The sequence below is a fragment of the Ewingella sp. C233 genome, from assembly GCF_055407225.1.
Genome location: NZ_JBUZRI010000002.1, coordinates 565,454 through 592,429 on the forward strand (window position 1 = coordinate 565,454; position 26,976 = coordinate 592,429).

Consider the following 26,976-nt stretch of genomic DNA (forward strand, 5'->3'; position numbering starts at 1 on the left):
TAACCGATAAGACACGCCCTCCTTCGCATTGATTAAGCACTCTTTTAAGGAAATTCCATGCCATTCGTTCGCGTTGATATGATTGAAGGTAAACCCGAAACTTTCCGCAAAGCTATCGGTGACGTGATTTATAACGCCATGAGAAGCCACCTGAATGTGCCGGAAAACGATCGTTTTATTGTCATCACCGAGCATACACCCGAGGAGATGATGATCTCCCCTGACTACCTCGGAATAGAGCGCACCCAGAACTGCATCGTGGTGCAGGTGACACTTAACACGGGCCGCACGCTGGAGATGAAGAAAGCCTTTTATCACGCCATTGCGTATGGCCTGCACGAACAAACCGGTATGCGGCTGGAAGACGTGTTTATCAGTCTGGTCGAAGTACCGAAAGAGAACTGGTCCTTCGGCAACGGTGAAGCGCAGTACGCCTGATGTGTTGTCTATGCGCAATAAAACCCGTCGTGAGCACGCAGGGTCTGGCCGTTCATCACTGCGCTTTCGGGTTAAAGTGATACGCCCTGCCGTTTCAACTGGTCGATATCTTGTAATGGCGGCGCACCAAACGAGCGGCGGTATTCACGGTTAAACTGCGACGGGCTTTCGTAACCCACCTGAAATGCCGCAGTAGCGGCGTCCATGTTTCCCGCCAGCAGCAAGCGCCGCGCTTCCAGCAGGCGGATCTGTTTCTGGTATTGCAGCGGGCTCATCACCGTCAGCGCTTTGAAACGGTGATGAAGATTGGATACGCTCATGCCGACCAGACTCGCCAGCTCATCCATCCGCAGTGGCCGGGAGAAATTCGCTTTAATCCACTGCACAGCTTCGCTCACCCCTTTGCCCTGATAATACGAAAGCAGATGGTGATAAAAAACGTCGCCTTTCGGGTCCGTGATCAGTCGGTAAAAGATCTCCTTTTTGACCAGCGCGCCCAGCGCCTGCAATTCCTGCGGGTTGTCCAGCATGGTAATAAGACGCAAAAAGGCATCCTGCAAATTCGCACCGGCCAGCGTGACGTAAGCCGCCGCGCCGGATCCGCCGGTGGCGGGTTGCGTCAGTTTCATGTCGATGATCAAATCCGCCATCTCCTGAATATTCAGATCGATGCGGATCCCCAGATAAGGTACTTCTGGCGAAGCCTGTGTGACTTGGCCAGAGATCGGCATATCGATGGCTGATAATACATAGCTGCCCGCGCCGTATTCAGTCACATCACGCCCGATCAGGATTTTTTTCAGCCCCTGCAACACCATACACATCGAAGGCTCGAGCATGCCTTTGTTCAGCTCAGTGGGCTGAGTGAAACGGATAAATGACAGCCACGGCAGCGGAGTTGAGACATAGTGATCGTCTTCATCGCGCGCGGCATAAAGCCCCAACACCCGCTGGCGTAAACGCGTGAGGACGGATGGATGTGCTGCGCCTGCGCTGTCTGGCTGTCGATTCATCGTCAGTTATTCATTTTCAATAGTGGCTTTTGGCTCAAGATACGCCTCCAGTCCGTAAGTACCAAATTCACGCCCAATACCTGACTGCTTAAAGCCGCCGAAAGGGACGCCCGGTTCATCGTACATCCCGTTGATAAACACGCGTCCGGCGACAATCTGTGACGCCACGGCGCGGGCTTTCTCCCGATCAGCAGAGCTGACATAGGCGTGCAGGCCATACACCGTATCGTTAGCCATCGTGATAGCTTCCTCCACCGTTTTATAGGTCAGTACAGAAATCACCGGCCCGAAGATCTCCTCGCGGGCAATGGTCATGTCCGGCGTTACGTTAACAAACACCGTCGGCCTGACGAAATAGCCGCTGCTCAGTCCCTCCGGCCGCCCTTCGCCGCCGCATAACAATTCCGCGCCTTCGGCGATGCCCTGGCGGATATAGTCCTGCACCCGCGCATACTGTCTGGCCGTGACCAGTGGGCCGATTTGCGTATCCCTTTGCGCCGGGTCACCCACTTTCACCTGTAATACGGCTTTTTTAAGCTGCTGTTTCACCTCTTCAAGACGGTTTTCTGGCACCAGCAGACGCGTACCGGCCAGACAGGCCTGCCCGCTGTTGAGCGTGCCAATGGTCAGCGCCAGCGGCATCGCTTTTCTGAGGTCAGCGTCGTCGAGGATCACATTAGGAGACTTGCCGCCCAATTCCAGCGTGACACGTTTCATCGTATCGACTGCACCCCGAGCGATAATTTTCCCCACCAGCGTTGAGCCGGTAAAAGAGATTTTGGCGATGTCAGGATGACGGGTGATTTCCGCCCCAACCACGTCGCCACGACCGGTAACAATGTTGAATACACCCGGCGGCAGGCCAGCGTCGTGCAGGCATTCGGTGAGAAGCTGCGTCTGCGCGGCGCTCAGTTCGCTCGGCTTAATCACCACCGTGCTTCCCGCGGCCAGTGCCGTCGCCATTTTGTTGCAGATAAAACCATAGTTGGCATTCCAGGGCGTGATAAGCCCGACCACGCCCAGCGGCTCCATCACCACTGTTGCCCGGCCAATCTGACGGACAAAATCGTACTCTTCCAGAATTTTGATGGTTTGCAGGAAGGCGTTTGATGCACGTGCCACGGTACCGTGTGACATCCATACCGGCCCGCCGTATTCGGCGATCATCACGGCTTCCAGCTCGTCAGCTCGCGCCAGTACGGCGTCGTGCAGTTGTTGCAAATACCGGATCCGCTGCACTTTGCTGGTTTTTGAGAAAGTGACGTAGGCCGCTTTCGCTGCCTCAATGGCACGCCGGGTGTCGATTTCATCCGCCAGCCTGACCTGCGAAACGATCAGCTCCGTCACCGGATTAATGAGATCCATCACTTCGCTGCCATGCGGCGTGACAAATTCGCCGTTAATGTAAATCTGGTCGATCTGTTTCATTGGGATAGATGACATGAATGACTCCGCTGCGGTCGCGCCGCTCAGTGAATGTCCATTCATAGTGGGGACTGGAGTGAAATCTGCGATAGACCAATACTGTACGAGGATTGCCTAATCCTGCTAAACGGGAGTAAGTTGAATGATTCCTGACTCAAAACCACACCAAGGGCAAAGGTGTCTATGACCTCTTCAACGGTTGCATTACATATTGGCAGTGAACAGACCGACGTTACCGTCCGCCAAGAGAACGGCGATGTGATAAAAGTGGTGCTGACGTTGGGTTCACAGCTGACATCACTGGGCTATTTTCGTCATACGCCACCGACGCCGGATGAGATGGAAAACGCGATCATGGCCGTCGAAGATGAGATCATGCGTGTCAGGCATGATATTCCCGCCAATGGCAAACTCAGCAGTGCCGACAATGATATCCGCGCTCTTGCCCGTCTGGCCGGTGTGGCAGAAAACGAAGATATGCTGCTGTCCGTCGACGCCGTCGAGCGCACATTCGACCGTTTGGCTCTGGTGATCAACGGACGTCCTGCCAGCTTCGAAGGTATCCCCGACGGCAACGACTTCGCCGCCACCCTGCTTATCCTGCGCGAATTTATGCACCATTTGCAGTTCGGGGAAATCGTGGTGAAAGGGGCTAAGTTCAAGATGTGAGCAATAGAATGCTGTCTCCATACGTTAAAAAGCCCCTTTCGGGGCTTTTTGTATTTGTGACATGGATGCCCGAAGGCGAACCATCAGAACGGGATATCGTCGTCGAAATCCATTGGTGGTTCATTGCTTTGCGCTGGCGCGTTGTTCTGCTGTGGAGCAGGACGTGATTGCTGGCCGCCGCTGAACTGGTTGCCGCCGCCTTGTGGCTGCTGAGGTTGACCCCAACCGCTCTGGCCGCCTTGTGAGTCCTGGCCGCCTGAAGCCTGACCACCGCCTGCTGGTGCGCCGCCGCCAGCACGGCCGCCGAGCATCTGCATGGTACCGCCAACGTTAACAACCACTTCAGTGGTGTATTTTTCAACGCCAGCCTGATCGGTCCATTTACGGGTCTGCAATGCGCCTTCGATATAAACCTGAGAGCCTTTACGCAAGTATTCGCCAGCCACTTCTGCCAGCTTACCGAACAGCACTACACGGTGCCATTCCGTTTTCTCTTTCTGCTCGCCGGTGGCTTTGTCACGCCAGCTTTCAGACGTCGCCAGAGTAATGTTGGCAACGGCGCCGCCGTTAGGCATGTAGCGGACTTCCGGGTCTTGACCCAGGTTACCGACGAGAATGACTTTGTTTACGCCTCTGCTGGCCATGTGGATTCTCCTGATGATGTATGTCGTGGTTGAAACCACAGTTTGGGGTGTGAGGGACTCACTTCGCGTCATTATAACCACAAAACGTCGCCTTCGTACCACGGATGTAAAACGTTGTGGCTTTCTTTCCAGATTGTTCAGCAAAGCATCCACTGTTACAACGAGTACTGGATATACATTCAGGTTTTGAGGTGGCATAGGCTGTGATTTGTGTCATAATTGCGCGTTACGTTCTTCTCTGTGCCCGATTCATTGACCGCAGCAATGTCAGTTTTACCGACGGTCACCGGCACGGTGAGCTATCAAGTTAATCCGGGAATGATGAATGGATAAGATCGAAGTTCGGGGCGCACGCACCCATAATCTCAAGAATATCAACCTGATTATCCCGCGCGACAAACTGATTGTTGTCACCGGCTTATCGGGTTCAGGCAAATCCTCACTGGCGTTTGATACCCTGTATGCAGAAGGCCAGCGCCGCTACGTTGAATCGCTGTCTGCCTATGCCCGTCAGTTTTTATCCTTAATGGAAAAACCAGACGTCGACCATATCGAAGGTCTCTCTCCGGCGATCTCTATTGAGCAGAAATCGACGTCGCACAACCCGCGTTCCACTGTCGGTACCATTACTGAGATCCACGACTACCTGCGCCTGCTGTTTGCCCGCGTGGGTGAGCCACGCTGCCCGGATCACAATGTGCCGCTGTCGGCGCAGACCGTTAGCCAGATGGTGGACAACGTACTCGCACAGCCTGAAGGCCAGCGCCTGATGCTGCTGGCGACCATCATCAAAGATCGTAAAGGTGAGCATACCAAGACGCTGGAAAATCTGGCGGCGCAGGGGTACATCCGTGCGCGTATTGATGGCGAAGTCTGCGATTTGTCCGATCCACCGAAGCTGGAGTTGCAGAAAAAACACACCATCGAAGTGGTCGTTGACCGTTTCAAAGTGCGCGAAGACATCGCACAGCGTCTGGCCGAGTCCTTTGAAACAGCACTCGAGCTTTCCGGCGGCACCGCCGTGGTCGCCGACATGGATGACCCGAAAGCCCCTGAAATGCTGTTCTCCGCCAACTTCGCCTGTCCGATTTGCGGCTACAGCATGAGCGAACTTGAACCACGTATGTTCTCGTTCAACAACCCCGCCGGTGCCTGCCCGACCTGTGACGGTCTGGGCGTGCAGCAGTTTTTCGACCCAGAACGCGTGGTGCAAAACCCAGAGCTGTCGCTGGCCGGTGGTGCAATCCGTGGCTGGGATCGCCGGAATTTCTACTATTTCCAAATGCTGCGCTCCCTCGGCGAGCACTATAAATTCGACGTGGAAGCGCCTTACAACGAACTGAACAGCGACGTGAAACACGCTATCCTGCAAGGTTCCGGCAAGGACACCATCGAGTTCAAATACATCAACGATCGCGGTGACACTTCGATTCGCCGTCACCCGTTTGAAGGCGTGCTGCACAACATGGAGCGCCGTTATAAAGAGACGGAATCGAGCGCCGTGCGTGAAGAGCTGTCGAAGTACATCAGCAACCGCTCCTGCTCTTCCTGTAAAGGCACGCGTCTGCGCGAAGAAGCGCGCAACGTGTTTGTTGAAGAGACCACGCTGCCGGAGATTTCGGATTACAGCATCGGTCACGCGCTGGACTTCTTCCGCAATATGAAGCTGACCGGCCAGCGTGCGCAGATCGCTGAAAAAGTAATGAAAGAGATCGGCGACCGCCTGAAGTTTCTGGTTAACGTCGGCCTGAATTACCTGTCGCTCTCCCGTTCGGCGGAAACCCTTTCCGGCGGTGAAGCACAGCGTATCCGTCTGGCAAGCCAGATTGGTGCCGGTCTGGTGGGCGTCATGTACGTGCTCGATGAACCGTCCATCGGTCTGCATCAGCGCGACAACGAACGCCTGCTGGAAACCCTGATTCACCTGAGGGATCTGGGTAACACGGTGATTGTGGTTGAGCATGACGAAGACGCCATCCGCGCCGCTGACCACGTGATTGATATCGGCCCCGGTGCCGGTGTGCACGGAGGAGAAGTGGTCGCAGAAGGCTCCGTTGAAGATATCATGGCGGTGCCTGAGTCGCTCACCGGTCAGTTCCTCAGTGGCAAACGCGAGATTGCCCTGCCGGAACAGCGCGTTCCGGCGGATCCGACCAAAGTATTGAAGCTTTCCGGTGCCAAGGGCAACAACCTGAAAGATGTCACGCTGACCCTGCCGGTTGGCCTGTTTACCTGTATCACCGGCGTGTCCGGCTCGGGTAAATCGACGCTGATTAACGACACCTTGTTCCCGCTGGCACAGCGCGAACTGAACGGCGCAACGCTGGCCGAAGCTGCCCCTTATCGTGAAATTGACGGTCTGGCGCATTTCGATAAAGTCATCGATATCGACCAGAGCCCGATTGGCCGTACGCCACGCTCCAACCCGGCGACCTACACCGGTATTTTCACACCGGTGCGCGAGCTGTTCGCCGGTGTGCCGGAATCGCGTGCGCGTGGCTACAACCCAGGGCGTTTCAGTTTTAACGTCAAGGGCGGGCGCTGCGAAGCCTGTCAGGGCGACGGCGTGATCAAAGTCGAGATGCACTTCCTGCCGGACATTTACGTGCCGTGCGATCAGTGCCGAGGCAAACGCTACAACCGCGAAACGCTGGAGATTAAATACAAGGGCAAGAGCATTCACGAAGTGCTGGAAATGACCATTGAAGAGGCCCGTGATTTCTTCGATGCCGTTCCTGCACTGGCGCGCAAGCTGCAAACCCTGATGGACGTCGGCCTGACTTATATCTGTCTTGGTCAGTCGGCGACCACGCTCTCTGGCGGTGAAGCGCAGCGTGTTAAACTGGCGCGTGAGCTGTCCAAGCGCGGCACCGGTCAGACGCTGTATATCCTTGACGAACCGACGACGGGCCTGCATTTTGCCGATATTCAGCAACTGCTGGCGGTCCTGCATCAGTTACGCGATCAGGGCAACACCATCGTGGTGATTGAGCATAATCTTGACGTGATTAAAACCGCAGACTGGATTGTCGATCTGGGGCCGGAAGGCGGCAGCGGCGGCGGTGAGATCCTGGTGTCCGGCACGCCGGAAACCGTGGCCGAGTGCAAAGAGTCGCACACCGCACGCTTCCTGAAACCTTTGCTTGAGCACCATAAGCAGAAGGCGAAGAAGTCAGCGTAATGTTTTGGTTTCTGCCATAAAAAACGCCACCTTCGGGTGGCGTTTTTGTTTGCCACTTACTTAAATAATTTCTGCACAAACTGGATATAAGCCGGACGCCACACATCCATCTCATGGCCCAGTCCAGGATAAGCCTGATAGTCGAATTTAACCTTTTTCTGCTCCAGCAGGATTTTCAGCCCCGCGACGTCTTTGCCGGTAACCTGATCGTTGTCCCCCACCGCGATGGTGAAGTTCTTCAGTTGTGCATTGATTTTGGCCGGATCTTCCAGACGTTTTGCCACCTGCTCATTGGGCACACTGGTGGTGCTGACACCGCTGAATGCGCCGAGCCAGCCGAACTTATCCAGATGCGTCATGCCGGAGACCAGCGTCTGATACCCCCCCTGTGACAGGCCAGCCAGCGCACGGCTGTCAGCATCGTCACGCACGCGAAACGTTTTCGACACCAGCGGAATAATGTCCTGCGTCAGCTCGCGGTCAGCCGCTTCCGCATTGGCTGGATAAAACGCTTTACGGCGGTTTTTCGGTACGAAATCTTCCGGTACTGCGCCTTGGGCGTCAGTTTCGGTATCGGGGATCACCACCAGCATCGGAGTGATTTTTTGCTCCGCCAGCAGGTTGTCCATGATTTGGGGAATACGGCCCTGATCCAGCGCCGAGCGGCCGGTATCGCCAAAACCATGATAAAAATAGAGCACCGGCAGCGGCTGAGACACATCGCTGTAGCCCGGCGGTGTCCAGACGTAGATCTGCCGTTCTGCATTCAGCGCATTGCTGTGGTACGTGATAGCACGCACTTCGCCGTGCGGTACCGCTTTAACATCCAGCACGCTGCCCGGTACCAGAATTTGGCTCGTATTCACCTGCCGTTGTGGTTTCGCCATGGCGCTGCCGGTATCAATCGAACGGAAACCATCAACGTTAAAGAAATATTCGTACAGATCGGGCTGCATCGCAGAAGAGGTAAAACTCCAGACGCCCTTGTCGTCTTTGGTCATCGCATGAGGAATATAGCTTTCCAGCGTGGCACCGGTGACCACATCCACCTGCTTTGCGCCAGGGGCAAACAACCGGAAAGTGATGGTTTTATCCGGGTTAACAGCAGTCAGAAACTGGTTAGCAATCTGCGCCGGGTCCTGTTGCACCGGCAGGCTTTGCACCGTGGCGGCCAGCAGCGGCAGAGGGGCAGATAACGACAGAATCAATAACGTGGCGCGGTTGAGCACAGAACGGTTCATTCCTTTCTCCTCAGTCAGACGGGTTGCGCATCAACCCTGCTCTTTTCTGATAATGGCGAATTATGCAGGATGAATCTGCGACAGCTGCCCCAATCTTTCGGCTGCAAAGTCCCAGAAGGTTCTGACTTTTCTCGGGATGCGTTGGATATTTTGCACCACCAGTTGCACGGGCATTGGCAGCGGCTCGGCGTCCGGCAGCAGCCTGAGCAGCGTTCCGGCGGCCAGGTCGTCTGCCACCTGATAGCTCAGCAGCCGCGCAATACCATGACCATTGCGCACCGCCAGCAGTTGCGATTCCACGTCGTTGAACAGTAAACGCGGTGAGACTTTCACCCGCAGACCATCCTCATTCGGGCCAAATCGCCATTCGTTGCGCGGAGATCTCAGGGTGCCGACGATAGTCTGATGCTGCGCCAGTTCCGCCGGTTGTTGCGGGCTACCATGCTGTTGAAGATAAGCCGGGCTGGCGACCAGCACACGGGTGACTTCACCCACTTTACGCGCCACTTTGCCGGAATCTTCCAGATGCCCGATGCGGAACGCAAGATCCAGACCTTCGTCGATCAGCTCCAGATTGCGGTCATTGAGCACCATCTCAATTTGCATATCCGGATGCAGCCGCAGGAATTCCATCACCAGTGGCGCGACATGTTTGCGGCCAAACTGTACCGGCGCCGTGACGCGCAAAAGTCCGCTAAGCTGGGTTTCCGTGGTGTCGAACAACGCTTCCTGATAATGGCCGATCAATACTTGCGCACGTTCTGCCAGCCGTGCACCGGCCTCGGTAGCAGCCAGACGCCGCGTGGTACGTTCAACCAGACGGGCGCCAAAACGTTGTTCGAGCGAAGCAATGGCGCGGGTAATAGCCGGTGCCGAACGCCCGGTCTGCCGCGCCGCTTCTGCCAGACTGCCATATTGCAAGACGGCGACGAAAATCTCTAACTCATCCAGACGATCCATAGATTCTTCCACAAGATGAAACAGTCAATTTCAATCTTTACGGATTCGCTTCGTTTGTTGCAAGAGTAATCTGTCCCTGTAGCCCACACAGGAGAAAAACCATGCCCCCCATTCAGCTCTATGGCACCCCGCTTTCCGGCCACTGCCACCGCGTTGTTTTATTGCTCAATATGCTGAACCTGCCATTTGAAGCCAAAGAGGCACCGGCCAGCGTGCGTCAAACCGCCGAATTCCAGCGGCTCAGCCGGATGGCACAAATTCCGGTGCTGGTCGATGGTGAGCTGGTGCTGACCGACAGCAACGCCATTCTGGTCTACCTGGCGAAGCGTTACGCGCCGGGCAGTCACTGGCTGCCGGAAGATGCCGTACAGGCCGCGCAGGTACAGCAGTGGCTGTCGAAAGCCGCCGGAGAGATCCGCTACGGTGTGGCGTCGGCGCGGATGGTCGTGCAGTTTAAAGCACCTGAAGATTATGCGGCATCGCTGGCGGTCGCGGGCCGCTTCCTGCCACACCTCGAGCAGCATCTCAGCCGACATGATTTTCTGGCGACCGGTCAGATAACCATTGCCGATCTGGCCTGTTGCAGCTATGTACGCACCGCACCGGAAGGCGGGATTTCTCTCGAGCCTTATCCGGCTATTCGCCAGTGGCTGGCACGTATTGCGGCACTGCCGGGATATCAGCCTCAGCCGGAGCTGCCGCTTCCCGCCGGGGCACTTTAGCGTCCTGACGCACCGGAGGCCGACATGAGCGACACGGTTTATCATCCTGATGTTTTTCACCCTGACGAACGACGCGCACAGGCGCTGGCACAGTTTGAGATCGCCAGCGCACCGATTCGTTCCGCCATGCCGCAGCAACACCGCGAATTTTTTGCCGGTTTGCCCTACGTGCTGGCGTCCACCGTTGATGAATACGGCTGGCCGGTAGCGACGCTGCTGACCGGCCCGCGCGGTTTTATCAGCTCGCCGGATACCACCCATTTACGCATTAACGCGCCACGCAGGCAGGACGATCCGGCGCTCGCGGCGATGCACAGCGGCAAAGAGATAGGCCTGCTGGGGATAGACTTTTCCAACCGGCGGCGTAACCGGGCCAATGGGAGGATCGGACGTATGGATAAGAACCGCATTGAGATCGCGGTCGATCAAAGCTTTGGGAATTGCCCGAAGTATATTCAGATGCGCGAACTGGTAGATTGCGCACAACCCGGCCCGCGGCCGGTCAGGGAAGATCTGGCCTCATTAGACGATGACGCGCGAACGCTCATCGGCAGCGCCGATACTTTTTTTGTCGCTACCCACGCCTATAGCGACACACCTCAGGGGGGATCGGATGTCTCGCACCGTGGCGGCCAACCGGGGTTTGTACGCCTGGACGGCAACCGGTTATGGATACCGGATTTCACGGGCAATAAGTTCATGAACACATTGGGAAATTTGCTGGCACAGCCGCGTGTCGCCCTGCTGTTTCCCGACTTTGACAGCGGCGATATTTTACATCTGCAAGGCACCACGGAGATCCTCTGGCAGCCAGACGTGCTCAATGGCCCGGCAGGCGCAGAGCGATACTGGAGCGTAGAGTTCACCCGCGCATGGCGCTTTCGCGAAGCCCTGCCGTGGCGTGGCCGTCATGTGCAGTATTCGCCTGCGACGCTGGCTACCGGAAGCTGGTGAGCGGCTAAACGCCTAGCCCGTGGCGCGCCGCTTCCGGCAGTGATGACACCACCAGCTGATAGGAGCTGTCGATCAGGTAATAGAACTGCGAGTCGGGCAATTCACCGTCGAGATAAATGGTATTCCAGTGCGCTTTGTTCAGGCGATCGCCTGGAATAATACAGCTGTGCTTGGCGCGCAGTTCGTCGGCAAGTTCCACGCTGGTTTTGAGTGAAATGGCCTCACGCCCGTTGCATTCGCACAACATCGCGAACATCACATCCGCCACTTTAATCTGGTTGGCGCTGCGCTGGTTATTCAGCGTATGGTCTGCGCCGGGCTTGGCCAGGCAGTATTCAAGCAGTTCCGTACTGGTCATATTTCAACGTCCCCTTGCAAGGTTGTGACGATCCGGCGCTCTCCGCCGTCGATCCGGTGCTCGCCCAGCCAGATACCTTGCCAGGTGCCTAACACCAGTTTGCCTGTCTATTCTGTTGCCCGTTAAGAATAGCAGTCAAAAAAAAGGCCGACATTGCTGTCGGCCTCGTTTACCTATCTTTTAATTCATTGGACGGCGGCAAATGCCTCGGCCACCTGTTTAACGTTGTAGTGATTCAGGCCTGCCATGCAGACACGGCCGCTGGCGATCAGGTACACGCCAAACTCTTCACGCAGACGATCGACCTGAGCGACGCTGAAACCGGTGTAGCTGAACATCCCGCGCTGTTGCAGCAGGTAGTCAAAATTACGGCCCGGCAGCGCAACTTTCAGGCTGTTCACCAGTGTCTGGCGCATTTCCAGAATACGTACACGCATACCCTCCACTTCGTCCAGCCATTGGGCTTTAAGATGCGCATCGCCTAACACTTTCGCCACTACCTGCGCACCGAAATTCGGCGGGCTGGAGTAGTTTCGGCGTACGGTGGCTTTCAGTTGGCCGAGCACGCGGCCCGCCGCTTCGCTGTTATCACAAACGACGGACAAACCACCAACTCGCTCACCGTACAGGGAGAAGATTTTAGAGAAGGAGTTGCTGACAAAGCAGGTCACGCCCGCCGCTGCCATAGCGCGGATCGCATAGGCATCGTCATCAATACCCGCGCCAAAGCCCTGGTAAGCAATGTCGAGGAACGGAATTAACTCGCGCTGTTTAGCGACTTCAATCACCTGATCCCACTGAGCTGGCGTCAGGTCAGAACCGGTCGGGTTGTGACAGCACGGATGCAGCAGCACGATGCTTTGCGCTGGCAAGGTTTTCAGGGTATCGAGCATCCCGGTGAAATTCACGCCCAGACTTTCAGGATTGAAATACGGATAAGTGTGAACCTTGAAACCCGCACCGCCAAAAATAGCCACGTGGTTTTCCCAGGTCGGATCACTCACCCACACGGCGGAGTTCGGGAAGTAGGTTTTCAGGAAATCAGCACCGACCTTCAGCGCGCCTGAACCACCGACGGTCTGAATAGTGGCAATGCGGCCTTGCTGTAGCGCCGGATGTTCCGCGCCGAATAACAGCGTCTGGATCGCGCTGCGGTAAGCCGGCAGGCCGTCCATCGGCAGGTAAACTGACGCAGTTTGCGGTTGCGCGTTCAGCTGGTTTTCAGCCGCTTCGACGGAGGCCAACTGCGGGATAATACCTTGCTCGTCGTAATACAGACCGATGCTCAGGTTAACCTTCTTTTCTCTTGGGTCGTTTTTGAAACTGTCCATCAGCGACAGGATCGGGTCACCGGCATAGGCATCGACATGTTGGAACACGGTATAAATCTCCTGGTTTAATTTCTGGATACCGCTCAAAAACTGGCGCGGGCGTTGTTCGGCGGGTGGTCAACATTACTTCACAGACTATCAAAGTTCGTTAAAAAAGATGACAACAATGTTGTGATTTTGCGAAGGCTTAATGCCCGTAAATATCACACCAACTTAGGCAGATTTTTCAATATACTGAGAAAACTATAAATAAAGGCGCATGACGCCTGCCCTGCTGACCGCTACCAAGGAAAATCCCCATGAAGAAAACGCTAATGACTCTGACGTTACTGGCTGCCGGCACACTGGCCGCTCACGCCGAAGGCACTCCCTCGCATTTGGATCGCGTGCTGCAAAAAGGGTCAATTAACGTCTGCACCACAGGTGACTACAAACCTTATACCTTTTTGAATAAAGAGGGGCAGTACGAAGGCATCGACATTGCGATGGCGCAATCCCTGGCGGCCAGCCTTGGCGTCAAGGTTAACTGGGTACCGACCACCTGGAAAACCATCATGGCAGATATGACGTCGAACAAGTGCGATATCGCGATGGGTGGGATCTCTGTGACTCTGGCACGCCAGCAGAAAGCCTGGTTCGCTAACACACTCGATCAGGACGGCAAAATTCCGCTGGTGCGCTGCGAAGATGTGCGTAAATACCAGACCGTTGCGCAGCTAAATTCACCGAAAGTGCGTCTGATAGAACCGGCGGGCGGCACCAACGAGGCGTTCGTTCACAGCCATCTGCCTGATGCCCAGCTGGCACTGCACGACAACGTGACGATTTTCCAGCAACTGGTGGATAACAAAGCCGACGTGATGATCACCGACGCCTCCGAGGCGCTGTTCCAGCAGAAACACTACCCGAAACTCTGTGCGGTAAACCCGAAGAAGCCGCTGCAATATGGCGAGAAAGCCTACATGCTGCCGCGTGATGATGTGAGCTGGAAGATGTATGTCGACCAGTGGCTGCACCTGAGTAAAACCACCGGCGATTATCAGAATCTGGTCAGCCAGTGGCTAGCCGTGAAGAAGTAAAATTATCTTCCCACAAACACACGGACAACGCGGGAACTCAGCTGAGTGATCAACTCATACTGGCTGATACCGGTCGCAGCAGAAACCTGTTCGACCGGTAGCCCTTCCCCCCAGAAGATCACTTCGTCTCCCACGGCATCACAGGCGTCGGGGCCTAAATCGACCGAAATCATGTCCATCGACACACGGCCGACGATTGGCACGATGCGGCCATTGACCAGCACCGGCGTACCGCTCGGGGCACTGCGCGGATAACCGTCGCCATAGCCCATCGCAATCACGCCCAGACGAGTGGCACGTTCACTTCTCCAGATACCACCGTAACCGACCGGCTCTTCGGCGGCATGGTCACGCACGGCAATCAGGCTGGATGTCAGTGTCATGGCGGGTTTTAGTCCGAAATGCGCGGCATCAGCATAATCCAGCGGTGAGACGCCGTATAAAATAATGCCTGGGCGAACCAGATCCCGATGCGAATCAGGCCACAACAAGACACCGCCCGACGCAGCGATAGACTTCAGCCCCGGTTTACTCTGGACAAATTGCTGGAAAACGCTCAGCTGGTTTGGCGTGGCGTCAGACTCCGGCTCATCGGCACGGGCAAAGTGGCTCATGATATTCACGGGCTGCTGCACATTTGGGCAGGCGCACAGACGCCTGTAAAACGCCTCCGCGTCAGTTGGGTGCACACCCAAACGGTGCATGCCGGTATCCAGTTTCATCCACACGTTAAGCGGCTTCGATAAGTTCGCTTCTTCAAGAGCAACCAGTTGTTCCAGGCTGTGTACCGCAGTGTCCAGACCCTGCGCCACCACCTGTAGCAAATCCTCGGCGCTGAAAAAACCCTCGAGCAACACAATCGGCTTCACCACGCCACCGGCACGCAGTTCAAGCGCTTCACTCAGACGGGCAACACCATAACAATCCGCATCCTGCAACGCGTGGGCCGCATCGAGCAGGCCGTGGCCGTAGGCATTCGCTTTCAGCACCGCCACCACACGACTTTGTGGCGCAAAATGCCGCACCCGTTGCAGATTATGTCGCAGAGCGCGGCAATCAATGACAGCCGTAGCCGCTTTCATTTTTATTCCTTTAAAGAGTTTTTAAAAATGTGGAATATGGCATAAAGACCCGTAAGCTAGCCACGCACGATCAGTCTTCATCATATTGAGGACCGCCATAATTATCGAAGCGCGAGAACTGACCATTAAACGTTAAGCGCACGGTACCGATTGGGCCGTTACGCTGTTTACCGAGGATGATCTGCGCGATGCCTTTTTCTTCACTGTTATCGTGATAAACCTCATCACGATAGATGAACATGATCAAGTCAGCATCCTGCTCGATGGAGCCAGATTCACGCAAGTCGGAGTTCACCGGGCGCTTATCGGCACGCTGCTCCAAGCTTCGGTTAAGCTGCGACAGCGCCACGACCGGCACCTGCAACTCTTTTGCCAGCGCTTTCAGTGAGCGGGAGATTTCGGCGATTTCCAGCGTACGGTTATCGGACAAGGCCGGCACGCGCATCAACTGGAGGTAGTCGATCATGATCAGGCTCAGGCCGCCGTGCTCACGGAAAATACGTCGCGCACGCGAACGCACTTCGGTTGGTGTCAGGCCGGAGGAGTCATCGATATACATGTTCCGTTTTTCCAGCAGAATCCCCATGGTGCTGGAAATACGCGCCCAGTCCTCGTCGTCGAGTTGGCCGGTACGGATTTTGGTCTGATCCACGCGCGACATTGATGCCAGCATACGCATCATGATCTGGTCGCCGGGCATTTCGAGGCTGAAGATCAGCACCGGTTTTTCCTGCATCATCGCGGCATTTTCACACAGGTTCATCGCGAAGGTGGTTTTACCCATCGACGGACGTGCGGCCACGATAATGAGGTCGGATTTTTGCAGGCCCGCCGTTTTTTTGTTGAGATCCGCATAGCCGGTATCTACCCCGGTCACGCCATCATGCGGACGCTGGAACAGCTCCTCGATGCGCGATACCGTCGTTTCAAGAATACGGTCGATGCTTTTCGGGCCTTCATCTTTACTGGCACGGCTTTCGGCAATCTGGAATACGCGGGATTCGGCCAGATCCAGCAGGTCTTCGCTGCTGCGACCCTGCGGGTCATACCCTGCATCGGCGATTTCGTTGGCGACGGAGATCATCTCACGTACTACCGCACGTTCACGCACGATATCCGCATAAGCACCGATGTTCGCCGCACTAGGCGTGTTTTTCGATAACTCTGCCAGATAGGCAAATCCACCGACCGAATCCAAATCCCCTTTCTGCTCCAGTGATTCAGAAAGCGTGATGAGATCGATGGGCTTGCTCATTTCCAGCAGGCGCTGCATTTCGGTGAAAATTAGGCGATGCGGACGGCTGAAGAAGTCATTACTGACCACGCGCTCCGCCACGTTATCCCAGCGTTCGTTGTCCAGCATCAGCCCACCCAGAACGGATTGCTCAGCTTCCAGCGAATGCGGCGGAAGCTTGAGGCCTTCCATCTGGCGATCGCGGTGTTCGTTCTGTTGAATGGTCGGTTTTTTTGCCATGTGTCGCTGAATTCCTGATCTAAGCGCCTGTTTTCAAAACAGGCTTTGGAAATGTGTTGTCAAAACGGGAAGCATAATGATGCGTCAGTATACGCAATTATATTTCGTTGTGATGCCTCATTTCCAATTGGTCTTAGCCGTTCGCCCTCTGCGCTGGATTGTCTCAATCAAATAGCCTAGGGTTATCCACAGACCTGATAACGAGGAAGTAAAATGGCTAAGCGCATTGAATTTTCCGCCACCGGCGGACCTGAAGTTTTGCAATATGTCGATTTTCATCCGCAGGACCCCGCAGCAGGCGAAGTGCAGGTTGAGAACAAAGCGATAGGGATCAATTATATCGATACCTATATGCGCAGTGGCCTGTATCCAACGGCCTCGTTACCGTCCGGATTAGGCACCGAAGCGGCCGGTGTCGTGAGCAAAATTGGCAGCAGCGTTACCGGCATTAAGGTCGGGGATCGCGTGGTGTATGCGCAGTCAGCACTGGGTGCGTACAGCGAGATTCACAACGTGCCGCAGGAGAAAATCGCGCTGTTGCCCGATGCTATCAGCTTTGAGCAGGCTGCTGCCTCGTTCCTCAAAGGTCTCACCGTCTATTATCTGCTGCGTCTGACGTACAGGGTGAAGGCCGGTGAAACTTTCCTGTTCCACGCCGCGGCTGGTGGTGTCGGGCTGATTGCCTGTCAGTGGGCCAAAGCACTGGGCGCGAATCTTATCGGGACCGTAGGTTCGGATGAGAAAGCCGAACGCGCCAAACACGCGGGTGCCTGGGCGACCATCAATTATCAGAAAGAAGATATCGTTACGCGCGTCAAAGCGCTGACCGCGGGTGAGAAAGTCGGGGTGGTGTACGATTCGGTCGGCAAAGATACCTTTGAGCGCTCCCTCGACAGCCTGAAACCACGCGGATTGCTGGTCAGTTTCGGCAACGCGTCTGGCCCGGTGAAAGATGTCGATCTGGCGATACTCAACAAGAAAGGCTCGCTGTTTGTGACCCGACCATCATTGAATGGCTACGTCACCACGCGTGAGGAGCTGAAAACTGCCAGCGATGAGCTGTTCTCGATGATCGCCAGCGGGGCTATTAAAGTGGACGTCAGCGAAGCGCAGAAATTCCCGCTTTCCGAAGCGAAGCGTGCTCACGAAACGCTGGAAAGCCGTTCGACCCAGGGTTCAAGCCTGCTGATACCGGGTCGCTAATCTGGTCAAAGTACAGACGCAAAAAGGGCCTCCACATAGATGGAAGCCCTTTTATGCTGTCTGTCTCAGACGACCTCTGATTCAAGACGGGTACTGCTGTAGGGTACTGCCAGGTCACTCCACGGACGATGTCGCTTAAGCAACTATTTTATGTCTCATGGATTTGATGAATTTTTTCGGTATGGCATTCATGTTGCCAGCAACGAAAATCAATCCTAGCAGCCCGTCATGTTAAAAAATATGATTAATAAAATTTCGGTGCACTTTAAGCCGTAAGCTGTGATCGATGCCACATAAGTAAAAGTTATATCTGCAACGATTACATATTAATGGGCATTCAGCCTGCTGATAATTCAAGAATTAGATCTTCAGGATTGTACTGCCCGGCTTTACGGCAAACGGCGGCCCTTATAACGCGGCAGCTCAGGCTTGTTGAAAGCACGGTAAATCCAGACGACGACGACGGCCAAAACCAGCCAAGGCAACATTTTTATAACAATTGCCAAAAAACCACCAAACATCATCAGCGCAAACGCCACTATCAGCGCGGCAATCATCCCCAGCAAAGAAATACCGGTCAACAACAACATAAAGAAAAAACCAAGCACAAAGAGAATTTCCAGCATCGCGTGCTCCTTACAAACAGCGAGAAAACAGAGTCAGCCTGACAAATGCCATCTGAGGTACAGAGGATATTACAAGAAACGTGCCAGAGTGGAGGGTTGCTTAACGCAATGAAAATATTGAATAATTGTCACCAGCCGCAAAATCACGCGGCTGGTGACATCGTCATTTAGACTAATTTTTAGTGAATTTAACCAAGAGCGATCAGACCTGGCTGAATACTTTCTGCGGCTGAGTCACGAGTTGCAATGCTTGCTCAACCACTTCCACGCCCGCGCCCGGTTTATGTGCATTTTCACTGAGGTGGCGACGCCACTGACGCGCGCCCGGTACGCTTTGGAAAATTCCCAGAATATGGCGGGTCATGTGCCCGAGATACGTACCTCGGGACAGTTCTGATTCGATGTACGGATACATGGCGCGGATAATGTCCGGCGCGGTGCGCAGCGACGTATCCATGCCGAACAGCTCACGATCCACGTTCAGCAACAGACCGGGATTCTGGTAGGCTTCGCGCCCGACCATCACGCCATCCATGTGTTGCAGATGCGTTTTGGCTTCTTCCAGCGTTTTGATACCGCCGTTAAGTGCCATCGTCAGGTGCGGGAAATCTTTTTTCAGCTGATAAACGCGCGGATAGTCCAGCGGTGGGATCTCTCGGTTCTCTTTCGGGCTGAGGCCCGACAGCCAGGCTTTGCGCGCATGAATGATAAAGGTATCGCAGCCGCCATTTTCTGAAACTTGTGAAACAAAATCGCAGAGGAACTCGTAACTGTCCTGCTCGTCAATGCCGATGCGGGTTTTGACGGTGACAGGAATCGACACCACATCACGCATCGCTTTCACGCAGTCTGCCACCAACGAGGCTTGCGCCATCAGGCAGGCACCGAACATGCCGTTTTGTACTCGGTCAGACGGACAGCCGACGTTCAGGTTGATCTCATCATAGCCGCGCTCTTCGGCGAGTTTGGCGCAGTGCGCCAAATCGGCCGGATTACTGCCGCCAAGCTGCAACGCCACCGGATGTTCGGCATCCCCAAAGCCCAGATAATCGCCCTTACCGTGAATGATGGCGCCGGTAGTGACCATCTCGGTATAAAGCAGCGTCTGGCCGGTCATCAGCCGGTGAAAATGGCGGCAATGACGATCGGTCCAGTCAAGCATCGGCGCGACTGAAAAGCGTTGGGCAGAGAATGGGGCTGAATAAGGTGTGGCGTTTTGAGTTTCTGACATCGACCTGAGATTCGCTGAAGGTGTTCGGGGCTCCCCGGCAAACACAGTAGGCTTCTACCGGAGGGTAATCGTGGATTATATCACAGAACAAAGATTCAGCATCCCGCCTCGTCCCCGCGGGTTTCAAGCGCCTTGCGCTCAAGCGCGAATATCAGATCATGGGTATCGGAAAGAGAAATGTCGAACAAGCGCTGGCAAAGATGTGCCAAACGATGACCCCTGTCACTGAAATGGCGCATAATTCGGCGATTACCCCGAAGCATGGTAAAATCCGCCTTGCTTGTTCAAAGCATTCAACCCAGCAGCGTATTCAGAGAACCTTTTATGACCCTGACTAACCCGGATCAACTCCTCTCGCAAGTTCTCGCTCAGGCGGAAAAACTTTGCCAGCAGCGCAATGTGCGCCTGACACCGCAGCGTCTTGAAGTGCTGCGTCTTATGACGCAACAACCCGGTGCCATCAGTGCTTACGACCTCCTGGATTTACTGCGCGTCAGCGAGCCTCAGGCTAAACCCCCTACGGTTTACCGGGCGCTGGATTTTTTGCTGGAACAGGGTTTTATTCATCGCGTAGAATCAGCCAACAGCTATGTTCTGTGCCACCACTTTGAAGAGCCAAGCCATACTTCTGCCCTGTTTATCTGTGACCGCTGCGGGCTGGTAACCGAGAAAACCACCGACGGCATCGAAGAACGTCTGGCAAAACTGGCAATAGATTCAGGATTTGAATTGCGCCACTCCGTTGTCGAAGCTCACGGATTGTGCGGAGAGTGTAAGGTGGTTGAACAGTGCGACAGCCATGAGCATTGCGAACACGATCATACTATCGTCACTAAAAAGCGTTAATGCATTCAGGGTTTCTGGTTATAGATTGGTAAGGTAGTACAGGGATAGTGCGGGAAAGAAGAATATTGCGGAGGGTAATCTTTTACTCAGCGTTGCAGCAAGGTCGGTACGTCCCTGTACCTTGCATCCTGAAAGCGTTTCCGGGTAGGAGCAGCGTATTTCTCAGGATGCATCATTGATGCGCAAGGGGGAGTTGCGACTTACCAATGATATTTGTTATCCGTTTCCCAGGACTTGAGTTCTTTCTCGGCTTCTTCTTTCTTGTAGCCGTAACGCTCCTGGATTTTACCTACCAGCTGATCACGTTTCCCTTCCACCACAGTCAGGTCATCGTCAGTCAGCTTGCCCCATTTTTCTTTCACTTTACCTTTAAACTGCTTCCAGTTACCTTCGGTTTGGTCCTTATTCATAACAAATTCTCCTATTACCTTGGGTTAGGTTGTCGTGTTTTCTTCAACACGGTAAGTGCTTACCACATGAATAAGAGTAGTTGAGAATTTGGTTTTTACTTCAGATAACAGCGATAATCGCCACTATTAGGATTATTCCAGAGTGGTAAATAGCGATAACCGCTAAAGATTTCACCCGCGGCGGAAAAGAAAATTTGTTTTACCGTCGCAGGTAATTTAGATCCAGTCACCGTTGCGGATAACGCCAACCGCAAGGCCTTCAATACTGAAACTCTGTTCACGCAGATCAACGACGATAGGTTCGAAGTCGCTGTTCTCAGGCAGAAGCTGAACTACGCTACCCTGTTTTTTCAGACGCTTAACCGTCACTTCATCATCAATACGAGCGACGACGACCTGACCATTACGCACATCCTGCGTTTTATGCACTGCCAGTAAATCACCGTCGAGGATACCGATATCACGCATCGACATACCGCTGACACGCAGCAGGAAATCGGCACTTGGTTTGAACATCGCGGGATCAACTTGGTAATGCCCTTCGATATGTTGCTGAGCTAGCAGAGGCTCACCGGCGGCCACACGGCCAATCAGTGGTAAACCTTCTTCCTCTTCCATCAGCAGGCGAATACCGCGTGATGCACCGGAAACAATCTCGATGACGCCTTTGCGTTGCAGTGCTTTAAGGTGCTCTTCCGCCGCATTAGGTGAGCGAAAACCCAAGCGCGTAGCAATCTCAGCACGAGTTGGTGGCATACCGGTGGTGGCGATGTGATCGCGAATGAGGTCGTAGACCTCTTGTTGTCTGACTGTTAAAGCTTTCATCCCGCCCCCTGATTGTTTATACAGTATTGCTGTGAGTATATACAGGTAACCCCTGAATGAAAACCTAAGAGTGAATAAAAACAGATGCTAAAGTAAAATATGGAATCTGTATTCCGCTTTAGAACCAATGCGACCAAAACACACTGACCCAGGTGAAAACTGCCAGTATAATTGTCAGCAGAACCGCCGCAGACCCGATGTCTTTTGCGCGGCCAGACAGGACGTGGAATTCAGGCCCAATACGGTCAATAGCACATTCAACCGCGCTATTTAATAATTCGACGATGACCACCAGCACCAGAACACCCACTAACAAGATGCGCTCAATGCTGGTCACATCGAGGAAAAAAGACAAAATGATGAAGGGCAACACGCCGATCACTTCCTGACGAAAAGCCGCCTCATTTTTCCACGCCGCACTCAGGCCTTTTAGGGAAAAACCAGCGGCTTTAACGATACGGGTAAGTCCGGTAGATTCATTTTTCATGTGTTTTTCGTCTTATCGGAAAGTGTGCGGCATTTTATACTTAAAAGCCCCCGGGTTGCAGCAAGCAAAGCGGCAGCCAGATAGGCCCAGAAAACACACAGAGTATCACCACAGACCACGAATCCAGTTTCTGGTATCCTTGCGGCGAATTGCTAACGAAGAGGCTTCACGTTTTTATGTCAGGTTGGCGTAGACTTTATTATACCTTATTGAATTTACCGCTAAAATTGCTGGTAAAGAGCAAGGTCATTCCGACAGATCCGGTTACCGAGTTGCGTTTAGATCCGACTCGCCCGATCCTGTACGTTTTGCCTTATCATTCGAAGACAGATTTACTGACCTTACGCACTCAGTGCCTGGCGCAGAATCTGCCGGATCCCCTTATTCCATTGGAAATCGACGGCGTACAGCTGCCGAGTCACGTTTTTATCGCTGAAGGGCCGCGTGTATTCACCTATTACACGCCGAAGCTTGAGTCGATAAAACTGTTCCACGACTATCTGGATTTACATCGCAACAACCCGCAATTAGACATTCAAATGCTACCGGTCTCGGTCATGTTTGGGCGTGCACCGGGTCGCGAAGGACAAGAAACGCCGCATCTGCGTGTGCTGAACGGCGTGCAGAAGTTCTTTGCTGTGTTGTGGCTGGGTCGTGACAGTTTCGTGCGCTTCTCCAATACCGTATCGCTGCGCTATATGGCAACCGAACACGGTACGGATAAAACCATCGCACAGAAACTGGCCCGCGTGGCGCGTATGCACTTCTCACGTCAGCGTTTAGCGGCCGTTGGCCCGCGTCTGCCGGTACGTCAGGACCTATTCAATAAGCTGCTGGCGTCCAAAGCGATTGAGAAGGCTGTCGAAGACGAAGCGCGCAGCAAAAAGATCTCCCACGAAAAGGCCCAGCAGAACGCAATTGCTCTGATGGAAGAGATCGCCGCTGATTTCTCCTATGAAGCCGTGCGCCTGTCAGATCGCGTATTAAGCTGGACGTGGAACCGCCTGTATAAAGGTATCAACGTCAATAATGCCGAACGTGTGCGCCAGTTGGCGCTGGATGGTCAGGAGATCGTGTATGTGCCCTGCCACCGCAGCCATATGGACTATTTACTGCTCTCTTACGTGCTTTATCATCAGGGTCTGGTTCCGCCACACATCGCCGCCGGTATCAATCTGAATTTCTGGCCAGCTGGCCCGATTTTCCGCCGATTGGGTGCGTTCTTTATCCGCCGCACCTTTAAGGGCAATAAACTTTATTCGACGGTATTCCGTGAATATCTCGGTGAACTGTTCACCCGCGGTTACTCGGTTGAGTACTTTGTTGAAGGTGGCCGTTCGCGCACCGGACGCTTGCTCGAACCGAAAACAGGCACATTGTCCATGACCATTCAGGCCATGCTGCGCGGGGGTTCACGCCCAATCACGCTGGTGCCGATTTACATCGGTTATGAGCATGTGATGGAAGTTGGCACCTATGCCAAAGAGCTGCGCGGCGCGACGAAAGAGAAAGAAAGTTTTATGCAGATGATCAACGGATTACGCAAACTGCGTAACCTTGGTCAGGGCTACGTTAACTTCGGCGAACCTCTGCCTCTCACGACGTATCTTAATCAAAATGTGCCGACCTGGCGCGAGTCTATCGACCCGATTGAAGCCCACCGTCCCAGCTGGCTGACGCCGACCGTGCAGGACATTGCGGATAAGATCATGGTGCGCATCAATAACTCTGCTGCAGCCAACGCCATGAACTTGTGCTGTACCGCGCTTCTGGCTTCACGTCAGCGTTCGCTGACTCGCGAGCAGTTGACCGAACAGCTCGACTGTTATCTGCAATTGCTGCGCAATGTGCCTTATACCGCAGATTCTACCGTGCCGAATCTGACAGCTGGCCAGCTTCTCGACCACGCGCTGAACATGAATAAGTTCGAAGTCGAGAAAGACAATATTGGTGACATCATCATTCTGCCGCGTGAGCAGGCAGTCCTGATGACCTATTACCGCAACAATATCCATCATCTTCTGGTGCTGCCGTCGCTGATTTCAAGCATCATCATGCACCACCGTACAGTTACCAGTGCCGAGCTACTTCGTCAGGTATCACTGATTTTCCCAATGATGAAAGCCGAACTTTTCATGCACTACAGCAAAGAAGAGCTGCCGACCGTGCTAGAAGTGCTGTGTGCAGAGCTTGCACGTCAAGGACTGATCAAGATCGATGGTGAAACGCTGGCGCTTAATCCTCTGCGTATCCGTCCGCTGCAACTGCTGGCAGCCGGTGTCCGGGAAACACTGCAACGCTACGCCATTACCCTCTCCTTATTGAGCAATAACCCAAGCATCAGCCGCGGTGCGCTGGAGAAAGAGAGCCGGATTATGGCTCAGCGTCTGTCGGTGCTGCACGGTATCAATGCGCCAGAGTTCTTCGACAAAGCAGTGTTCACTACGCTGGTCGGCACGCTGCGCGAAGAGGGTTATATCAATGATATCGGTGATGCCATCCCTGAACATACGCGTGAAATCTACACCATCCTCAGTGATTTAATGACCCCGGAAATCAAGCTGACGATCGAAAGCTCGGGTATGCCATCTGAGCTTCCGCAGCCATCCGTACCCCCCGCTGAGCCCAAAGTCGATGTGCGGGATACCGATCACTAACGAAGCCCACCCGCAGGCTAGCTGGCTTCGTTAAAGGTACGATCAAAAATGCCCGGTTCTCTGTATAAAGAACCGGGCATTTTTTTATAGCTATCAGGATGGCAGCAGCTTCAGAGATTGAAGTTCGACAGACTCATCAGAATGCCGAGGAACAGCACCAGCCCGACATAATTATTCTGGCGGAAGGCGAGGAAACAGGCATCGCGGTCGCGTTTAGCAGTAAGTTTATGCTGATGCGTAAACAGTGCCGCCGCCAGTAGTAACGACCAGTAGAACGGCGCGCTAAGCTGTGTCAGATACCCTACCGCCGCCATCAGTACCAGCATGGCTAATTGCAGAATACCGTTGATGAGATTGTCAAAACGCCCAAACAGGATTGCCGTCGACTTGATGCCGATTTTCAGGTCATCGTCGCGGTCAACCATGGCGTATTGCGTGTCGTAGGCCACAGTCCAGCAGATATTGGCTGCAAACAGCAACCAGCAGCTCAGCGGTACGGCTTCGCTCACCGCCGCGTAAGCCATTGGAATAGACCAACCAAAGGCGGCACCCAATACCACTTGTGGCAAATTACTCACCCGTTTGACGAACGGATAAATCCATGCCAGCGCTAACCCGGCCAGTGATAACAAGATTGTCATCCGGTTGAGGGTCAGTACCAGAAGGAAAGAGGCCAGCACCAGACTGACAAAAAGGATTTTGGCCTGTTTACTGCTGATAGCACCGCTTGGCAACGGGCGGTTGGCGGTGCGCTTAACGTGACCATCAAATTTACGGTCAGCGTAATCATTCACCACGCAACCGGCCGCACGCATACAGAATACGCCCAGCACGAAAACCAGCATAATTTTCAGCGATGGCATTCCGCCACCAGCCAGCCACAATGCCCACAACGTCGGCCACAGCAGCAGCAACGAACCAATAGGTTTATCAATGCGCATCAGGCGACAGTAATCCCGCCAGTGGCCCTGAGAAAGGCTAACAGACACCTTTTGCTCCCCTTGTTGATTAGCCTGACTCATCCCTTTTGCACCTTATTTTCGGGGCGATGTAGGGGGGATTCAGGCAGGAAAATTTCAGTCAGCAGCAGTGGCTTGTCAGAAAGACGCAAACGCGAACGGCGCGCCCACAGGTCGCCCTGCTCATGTTGCAGTTGACCGAGATGAATATAGTCGCGGGTCAGCGTATTGCCGCCAAAAAGATAACGACCCAGCGGCACCGTGCCCAAATCCACCAGCGCCAGATCCGGTCCGGTCAGTGTTTCTTCCGGGATCACCGTGCGGCCAAGCAGCCAGGGCTCGTCATCAGCAAACAGCACCACTTCACGTATCCAGTAACGCGCACTTTCCGGCAACTGCTCCGCCTCGCTTTCGCCCAATTCTTCACGAGTAACAAAACATTCACGCTTAGGTTGTACCGTGACGGTGACGCCCTGCTTTTCAAAACGGCGGGTCATGGAGCCCATTTCCATCAGCCAGTCGGCAACATCAGCGGGCACGTGCTGCGGATCGTCAAACCAGTGAATGGGTGGCTGTGCGGCGGAATGAGACTCAGACATTACGAACTCCGTGAAGGGGAAACATTGAGCTCCCCCTATTAATCATCAGCCTCGCATTCTAACGCAGAATGCGCCAGCGGCAATCGGCTTGCAGAGCGCATTTACTCGCGGCGCAGGCGCTCACCGTTAGCCAGAAACAGCGTGACCACCAGCACCAGAATCGCACAGGCGTAAACCAGCGTATCGTACGGGCTTTTGTGATCAACAATAATCAGACGAATAATGGCCGTTATACCGATGTAAATAAAGTATCGCAGCGGGAAGTGATAGCCCGAGGAAAAGTACTTTACAATCAGTGCGATAAACTCGAAATACAGGAAGTAAATCACGATACCTTCAATCAATAAATAGGAGGACGACTGATCATTATTGACAAACAACACCATGGCCAGATGATAAGTTTCCCGGCCCAAAAACAGCATCAGGATCGCCGCCAGTCCTAATAAAAACACGTTCAAAACCCGCTGCATGATGACGGCTATCATCGTTGCACGTTTAGATCCTGCCATGTGATCTACATCCCACTTTTGTTGTTAATCTCCGCAGAATACCACAGTGCCCG

General features: G+C 54.0%; 25 protein-coding genes and 2 pseudogenes. 9 read left to right on the forward strand and 18 right to left on the reverse strand.

The window, feature by feature from the left end; translation table 11 throughout:
• Positions 1-57 precede the first annotated feature (57 nt).
• Positions 58-438 (forward strand): tautomerase family protein, encoded by a 381-nt coding sequence (locus tag ACZRKO_RS15030; protein WP_463738042.1) that lies wholly within the window; start codon positions 58-60, stop codon positions 436-438.
• A 71-nt stretch (positions 439-509) separates the two neighbouring features.
• Here ACZRKO_RS15030 and ACZRKO_RS15035 read toward each other — a convergent pair whose 3' ends face one another.
• Positions 510-1,451 carry an AraC family transcriptional regulator gene (locus tag ACZRKO_RS15035; RefSeq protein ID WP_463738043.1) on the reverse strand — a complete coding sequence of 314 codons (942 nt, stop codon included), beginning with the start codon at positions 1,449-1,451 and terminating at the stop codon, positions 510-512.
• 6 nt (positions 1,452-1,457) lie between these two features.
• Entirely contained in the window at positions 1,458-2,894 is a 1,437-nt protein-coding gene (locus tag ACZRKO_RS15040) for an aldehyde dehydrogenase family protein (protein ID WP_463738044.1), read from the reverse strand.
• Between the two features lie 165 nt (positions 2,895-3,059).
• On the opposite strand from ACZRKO_RS15040, the gene ACZRKO_RS15045 reads away from it, so the two are divergent.
• Positions 3,060-3,545 carry a hypothetical protein gene (locus tag ACZRKO_RS15045; RefSeq protein WP_463738045.1) on the forward strand — a complete coding sequence of 162 codons (486 nt, stop codon included), beginning with the start codon at positions 3,060-3,062 and terminating at the stop codon, positions 3,543-3,545.
• A gap of 83 nt (positions 3,546-3,628) precedes the next feature.
• Here ACZRKO_RS15045 and ACZRKO_RS15050 read toward each other — a convergent pair whose 3' ends face one another.
• Positions 3,629-4,189 carry a single-stranded DNA-binding protein gene (locus ACZRKO_RS15050; RefSeq protein ID WP_463738046.1) on the reverse strand — a complete coding sequence of 187 codons (561 nt, stop codon included), beginning with the start codon at positions 4,187-4,189 and terminating at the stop codon, positions 3,629-3,631.
• A 325-nt stretch (positions 4,190-4,514) separates the two neighbouring features.
• Here ACZRKO_RS15050 and uvrA point away from each other — a divergent pair, with 325 nt between their 5' ends.
• The gene (uvrA, locus tag ACZRKO_RS15055; RefSeq protein WP_463738047.1) at positions 4,515-7,370 is read left to right on the forward strand and encodes an excinuclease ABC subunit UvrA; all 2,856 of its coding nucleotides are present in this window, start codon (positions 4,515-4,517) and stop codon (positions 7,368-7,370) included.
• Between the two features lie 56 nt (positions 7,371-7,426).
• On the opposite strand, the pseudogene ACZRKO_RS15060 reads toward uvrA, so the two are convergent.
• Positions 7,427-8,482: pseudogene (locus tag ACZRKO_RS15060) on the reverse strand (alpha/beta hydrolase-fold protein); the annotation flags it as partial.
• Between the two features lie 189 nt (positions 8,483-8,671).
• On the reverse strand, positions 8,672-9,571 hold the full coding sequence (locus tag ACZRKO_RS15065; protein ID WP_463738048.1) for a LysR family transcriptional regulator: 900 nt from the start codon (positions 9,569-9,571) through the stop codon (positions 8,672-8,674).
• A 101-nt stretch (positions 9,572-9,672) separates the two neighbouring features.
• Here ACZRKO_RS15065 and ACZRKO_RS15070 point away from each other — a divergent pair, with 101 nt between their 5' ends.
• Entirely contained in the window at positions 9,673-10,293 is a 621-nt protein-coding gene (locus ACZRKO_RS15070) for a glutathione S-transferase (protein ID WP_463738049.1), read from the forward strand.
• 24 nt (positions 10,294-10,317) lie between these two features.
• Positions 10,318-11,247: a pyridoxamine 5'-phosphate oxidase family protein gene (locus ACZRKO_RS15075; protein WP_463738050.1), complete on the forward strand. Its 930-nt coding sequence runs from the start codon at positions 10,318-10,320 to the stop codon at positions 11,245-11,247.
• Between the two features lie 4 nt (positions 11,248-11,251).
• Here the strand turns inward: ACZRKO_RS15075 and ACZRKO_RS15080 are convergent, their stop codons facing one another.
• From ACZRKO_RS15080 to ACZRKO_RS15090, 3 genes and pseudogenes are all read right to left on the reverse strand, one after another.
• Positions 11,252-11,605: an MmcQ/YjbR family DNA-binding protein gene (locus tag ACZRKO_RS15080; protein WP_463738051.1), complete on the reverse strand. Its 354-nt coding sequence runs from the start codon at positions 11,603-11,605 to the stop codon at positions 11,252-11,254.
• Positions 11,602-11,709 (reverse strand): annotated as a pseudogene (locus ACZRKO_RS15085) (secondary thiamine-phosphate synthase enzyme YjbQ); the annotation flags it as partial. The gene ACZRKO_RS15080 and the pseudogene ACZRKO_RS15085, both read right to left, overlap by 4 nt.
• A gap of 81 nt (positions 11,710-11,790) precedes the next feature.
• Positions 11,791-12,984 carry an amino acid aminotransferase gene (locus tag ACZRKO_RS15090; RefSeq protein WP_463738052.1) on the reverse strand — a complete coding sequence of 398 codons (1,194 nt, stop codon included), beginning with the start codon at positions 12,982-12,984 and terminating at the stop codon, positions 11,791-11,793.
• Positions 12,985-13,235: 251 nt separating this feature from the next.
• Between ACZRKO_RS15090 and ACZRKO_RS15095 the strand changes: the two genes are divergently transcribed.
• On the forward strand, positions 13,236-14,015 hold the full coding sequence (locus ACZRKO_RS15095; protein WP_463738053.1) for a transporter substrate-binding domain-containing protein: 780 nt from the start codon (positions 13,236-13,238) through the stop codon (positions 14,013-14,015).
• A 2-nt stretch (positions 14,016-14,017) separates the two neighbouring features.
• On the opposite strand, the gene alr is transcribed toward ACZRKO_RS15095, so the two are convergent.
• Together alr and dnaB are read right to left on the reverse strand one after the other, a co-directional pair.
• Positions 14,018-15,097, reverse strand: a complete 1,080-nt coding sequence (gene alr / locus ACZRKO_RS15100; protein WP_463738054.1) for an alanine racemase — start codon at positions 15,095-15,097, stop codon at positions 14,018-14,020.
• 70 nt (positions 15,098-15,167) lie between these two features.
• Complete coding sequence (gene dnaB / locus ACZRKO_RS15105) at positions 15,168-16,571, reverse strand: replicative DNA helicase (RefSeq protein ID WP_463738055.1); 1,404 nt, start codon at positions 16,569-16,571, stop codon at positions 15,168-15,170.
• A gap of 213 nt (positions 16,572-16,784) precedes the next feature.
• Between dnaB and ACZRKO_RS15110 the strand changes: the two genes are divergently transcribed.
• The gene (locus tag ACZRKO_RS15110) at positions 16,785-17,774 is read left to right on the forward strand and encodes an NADPH:quinone reductase (protein ID WP_463738056.1); all 990 of its coding nucleotides are present in this window, start codon (positions 16,785-16,787) and stop codon (positions 17,772-17,774) included.
• Between the two features lie 389 nt (positions 17,775-18,163).
• On the opposite strand, the gene pspG is transcribed toward ACZRKO_RS15110, so the two are convergent.
• Positions 18,164-18,400, reverse strand: a complete 237-nt coding sequence (gene pspG, locus ACZRKO_RS15115; RefSeq protein WP_463738057.1) for an envelope stress response protein PspG — start codon at positions 18,398-18,400, stop codon at positions 18,164-18,166.
• Positions 18,401-18,602: 202 nt separating this feature from the next.
• Positions 18,603-19,631, reverse strand: coding sequence for a tRNA dihydrouridine(20/20a) synthase DusA (gene dusA / locus ACZRKO_RS15120; protein ID WP_463738058.1), 1,029 nt, complete (start codon positions 19,629-19,631; stop codon positions 18,603-18,605).
• Positions 19,632-19,955: 324 nt separating this feature from the next.
• On the opposite strand from dusA, the gene zur reads away from it, so the two are divergent.
• Entirely contained in the window at positions 19,956-20,477 is a 522-nt protein-coding gene (zur, locus tag ACZRKO_RS15125) for a zinc uptake transcriptional repressor Zur (RefSeq protein ID WP_463738059.1), read from the forward strand.
• Positions 20,478-20,677: 200 nt separating this feature from the next.
• Here zur and ACZRKO_RS15130 read toward each other — a convergent pair whose 3' ends face one another.
• The 3 genes from ACZRKO_RS15130 to ACZRKO_RS15140 form a co-directional block, all read right to left on the reverse strand.
• Complete coding sequence (locus tag ACZRKO_RS15130) at positions 20,678-20,887, reverse strand: CsbD family protein (protein WP_140475900.1); 210 nt, start codon at positions 20,885-20,887, stop codon at positions 20,678-20,680.
• A 216-nt stretch (positions 20,888-21,103) separates the two neighbouring features.
• Entirely contained in the window at positions 21,104-21,712 is a 609-nt protein-coding gene (gene lexA / locus ACZRKO_RS15135) for a transcriptional repressor LexA (protein WP_463738060.1), read from the reverse strand.
• A gap of 118 nt (positions 21,713-21,830) precedes the next feature.
• Positions 21,831-22,199 carry a diacylglycerol kinase gene (locus ACZRKO_RS15140; protein ID WP_463738061.1) on the reverse strand — a complete coding sequence of 123 codons (369 nt, stop codon included), beginning with the start codon at positions 22,197-22,199 and terminating at the stop codon, positions 21,831-21,833.
• Between the two features lie 176 nt (positions 22,200-22,375).
• Between ACZRKO_RS15140 and plsB the strand changes: the two genes are divergently transcribed.
• The gene (gene plsB / locus ACZRKO_RS15145; RefSeq protein ID WP_463738062.1) at positions 22,376-24,856 is read left to right on the forward strand and encodes a glycerol-3-phosphate 1-O-acyltransferase PlsB; all 2,481 of its coding nucleotides are present in this window, start codon (positions 22,376-22,378) and stop codon (positions 24,854-24,856) included.
• Positions 24,857-24,966: 110 nt separating this feature from the next.
• Here the strand turns inward: plsB and ubiA are convergent, their stop codons facing one another.
• The 3 genes from ubiA to psiE form a co-directional block, all read right to left on the reverse strand.
• Complete coding sequence (gene ubiA / locus ACZRKO_RS15150) at positions 24,967-25,878, reverse strand: 4-hydroxybenzoate octaprenyltransferase (RefSeq protein WP_463738063.1); 912 nt, start codon at positions 25,876-25,878, stop codon at positions 24,967-24,969.
• Positions 25,875-26,414 (reverse strand): chorismate lyase, encoded by a 540-nt coding sequence (gene ubiC / locus ACZRKO_RS15155; RefSeq protein WP_463738064.1) that lies wholly within the window; start codon positions 26,412-26,414, stop codon positions 25,875-25,877. The genes ubiA and ubiC overlap by 4 nt, the downstream gene beginning before the upstream one ends.
• Before the next feature lie 101 nt (positions 26,415-26,515).
• Entirely contained in the window at positions 26,516-26,923 is a 408-nt protein-coding gene (gene psiE / locus ACZRKO_RS15160) for a phosphate-starvation-inducible protein PsiE (RefSeq protein WP_463738065.1), read from the reverse strand.
• Positions 26,924-26,976 lie beyond the last annotated feature (53 nt).

Excerpts from the sequence above, each read along its gene's own strand:
- ACZRKO_RS15140 (WP_463738061.1), bottom strand. The coding sequence starts at position 22,199 with ATGAAAAATGAATCTACCGGACTTACCCGTATCGTTAAAGCCGCTGGT.
- ACZRKO_RS15040 (WP_463738044.1), bottom strand. The coding sequence starts at position 2,894 with ATGTCATCTATCCCAATGAAACAGATCGACCAGATTTACATTAACGGC.
- ubiC (WP_463738064.1), bottom strand. The coding sequence starts at position 26,414 with ATGTCTGAGTCTCATTCCGCCGCACAGCCACCCATTCACTGGTTTGAC.
- ACZRKO_RS15050 (WP_463738046.1), bottom strand. The coding sequence starts at position 4,189 with ATGGCCAGCAGAGGCGTAAACAAAGTCATTCTCGTCGGTAACCTGGGT.
- ACZRKO_RS15035 (WP_463738043.1), bottom strand. The coding sequence starts at position 1,451 with ATGAATCGACAGCCAGACAGCGCAGGCGCAGCACATCCATCCGTCCTC.
- uvrA (WP_463738047.1), top strand. The coding sequence starts at position 4,515 with ATGGATAAGATCGAAGTTCGGGGCGCACGCACCCATAATCTCAAGAAT.
- lexA (WP_463738060.1), bottom strand. The coding sequence starts at position 21,712 with ATGAAAGCTTTAACAGTCAGACAACAAGAGGTCTACGACCTCATTCGC.
- ACZRKO_RS15080 (WP_463738051.1), bottom strand. The coding sequence starts at position 11,605 with ATGACCAGTACGGAACTGCTTGAATACTGCCTGGCCAAGCCCGGCGCA.
- ACZRKO_RS15095 (WP_463738053.1), top strand. The coding sequence starts at position 13,236 with ATGAAGAAAACGCTAATGACTCTGACGTTACTGGCTGCCGGCACACTG.
- plsB (WP_463738062.1), top strand. The coding sequence starts at position 22,376 with ATGTCAGGTTGGCGTAGACTTTATTATACCTTATTGAATTTACCGCTA.
- ACZRKO_RS15070 (WP_463738049.1), top strand. The coding sequence starts at position 9,673 with ATGCCCCCCATTCAGCTCTATGGCACCCCGCTTTCCGGCCACTGCCAC.
- dnaB (WP_463738055.1), bottom strand. The coding sequence starts at position 16,571 with ATGGCAAAAAAACCGACCATTCAACAGAACGAACACCGCGATCGCCAG.
- dusA (WP_463738058.1), bottom strand. The coding sequence starts at position 19,631 with ATGTCAGAAACTCAAAACGCCACACCTTATTCAGCCCCATTCTCTGCC.
- pspG (WP_463738057.1), bottom strand. The coding sequence starts at position 18,400 with ATGCTGGAAATTCTCTTTGTGCTTGGTTTTTTCTTTATGTTGTTGTTG.
- alr (WP_463738054.1), bottom strand. The coding sequence starts at position 15,097 with ATGAAAGCGGCTACGGCTGTCATTGATTGCCGCGCTCTGCGACATAAT.
- ACZRKO_RS15045 (WP_463738045.1), top strand. The coding sequence starts at position 3,060 with ATGACCTCTTCAACGGTTGCATTACATATTGGCAGTGAACAGACCGAC.
- ACZRKO_RS15030 (WP_463738042.1), top strand. The coding sequence starts at position 58 with ATGCCATTCGTTCGCGTTGATATGATTGAAGGTAAACCCGAAACTTTC.
- ACZRKO_RS15110 (WP_463738056.1), top strand. The coding sequence starts at position 16,785 with ATGGCTAAGCGCATTGAATTTTCCGCCACCGGCGGACCTGAAGTTTTG.
- ubiA (WP_463738063.1), bottom strand. The coding sequence starts at position 25,878 with ATGAGTCAGGCTAATCAACAAGGGGAGCAAAAGGTGTCTGTTAGCCTT.
- ACZRKO_RS15075 (WP_463738050.1), top strand. The coding sequence starts at position 10,318 with ATGAGCGACACGGTTTATCATCCTGATGTTTTTCACCCTGACGAACGA.
- ACZRKO_RS15130 (WP_140475900.1), bottom strand. The coding sequence starts at position 20,887 with ATGAATAAGGACCAAACCGAAGGTAACTGGAAGCAGTTTAAAGGTAAA.
- zur (WP_463738059.1), top strand. The coding sequence starts at position 19,956 with ATGACCCTGACTAACCCGGATCAACTCCTCTCGCAAGTTCTCGCTCAG.
- psiE (WP_463738065.1), bottom strand. The coding sequence starts at position 26,923 with ATGGCAGGATCTAAACGTGCAACGATGATAGCCGTCATCATGCAGCGG.
- ACZRKO_RS15065 (WP_463738048.1), bottom strand. The coding sequence starts at position 9,571 with ATGGATCGTCTGGATGAGTTAGAGATTTTCGTCGCCGTCTTGCAATAT.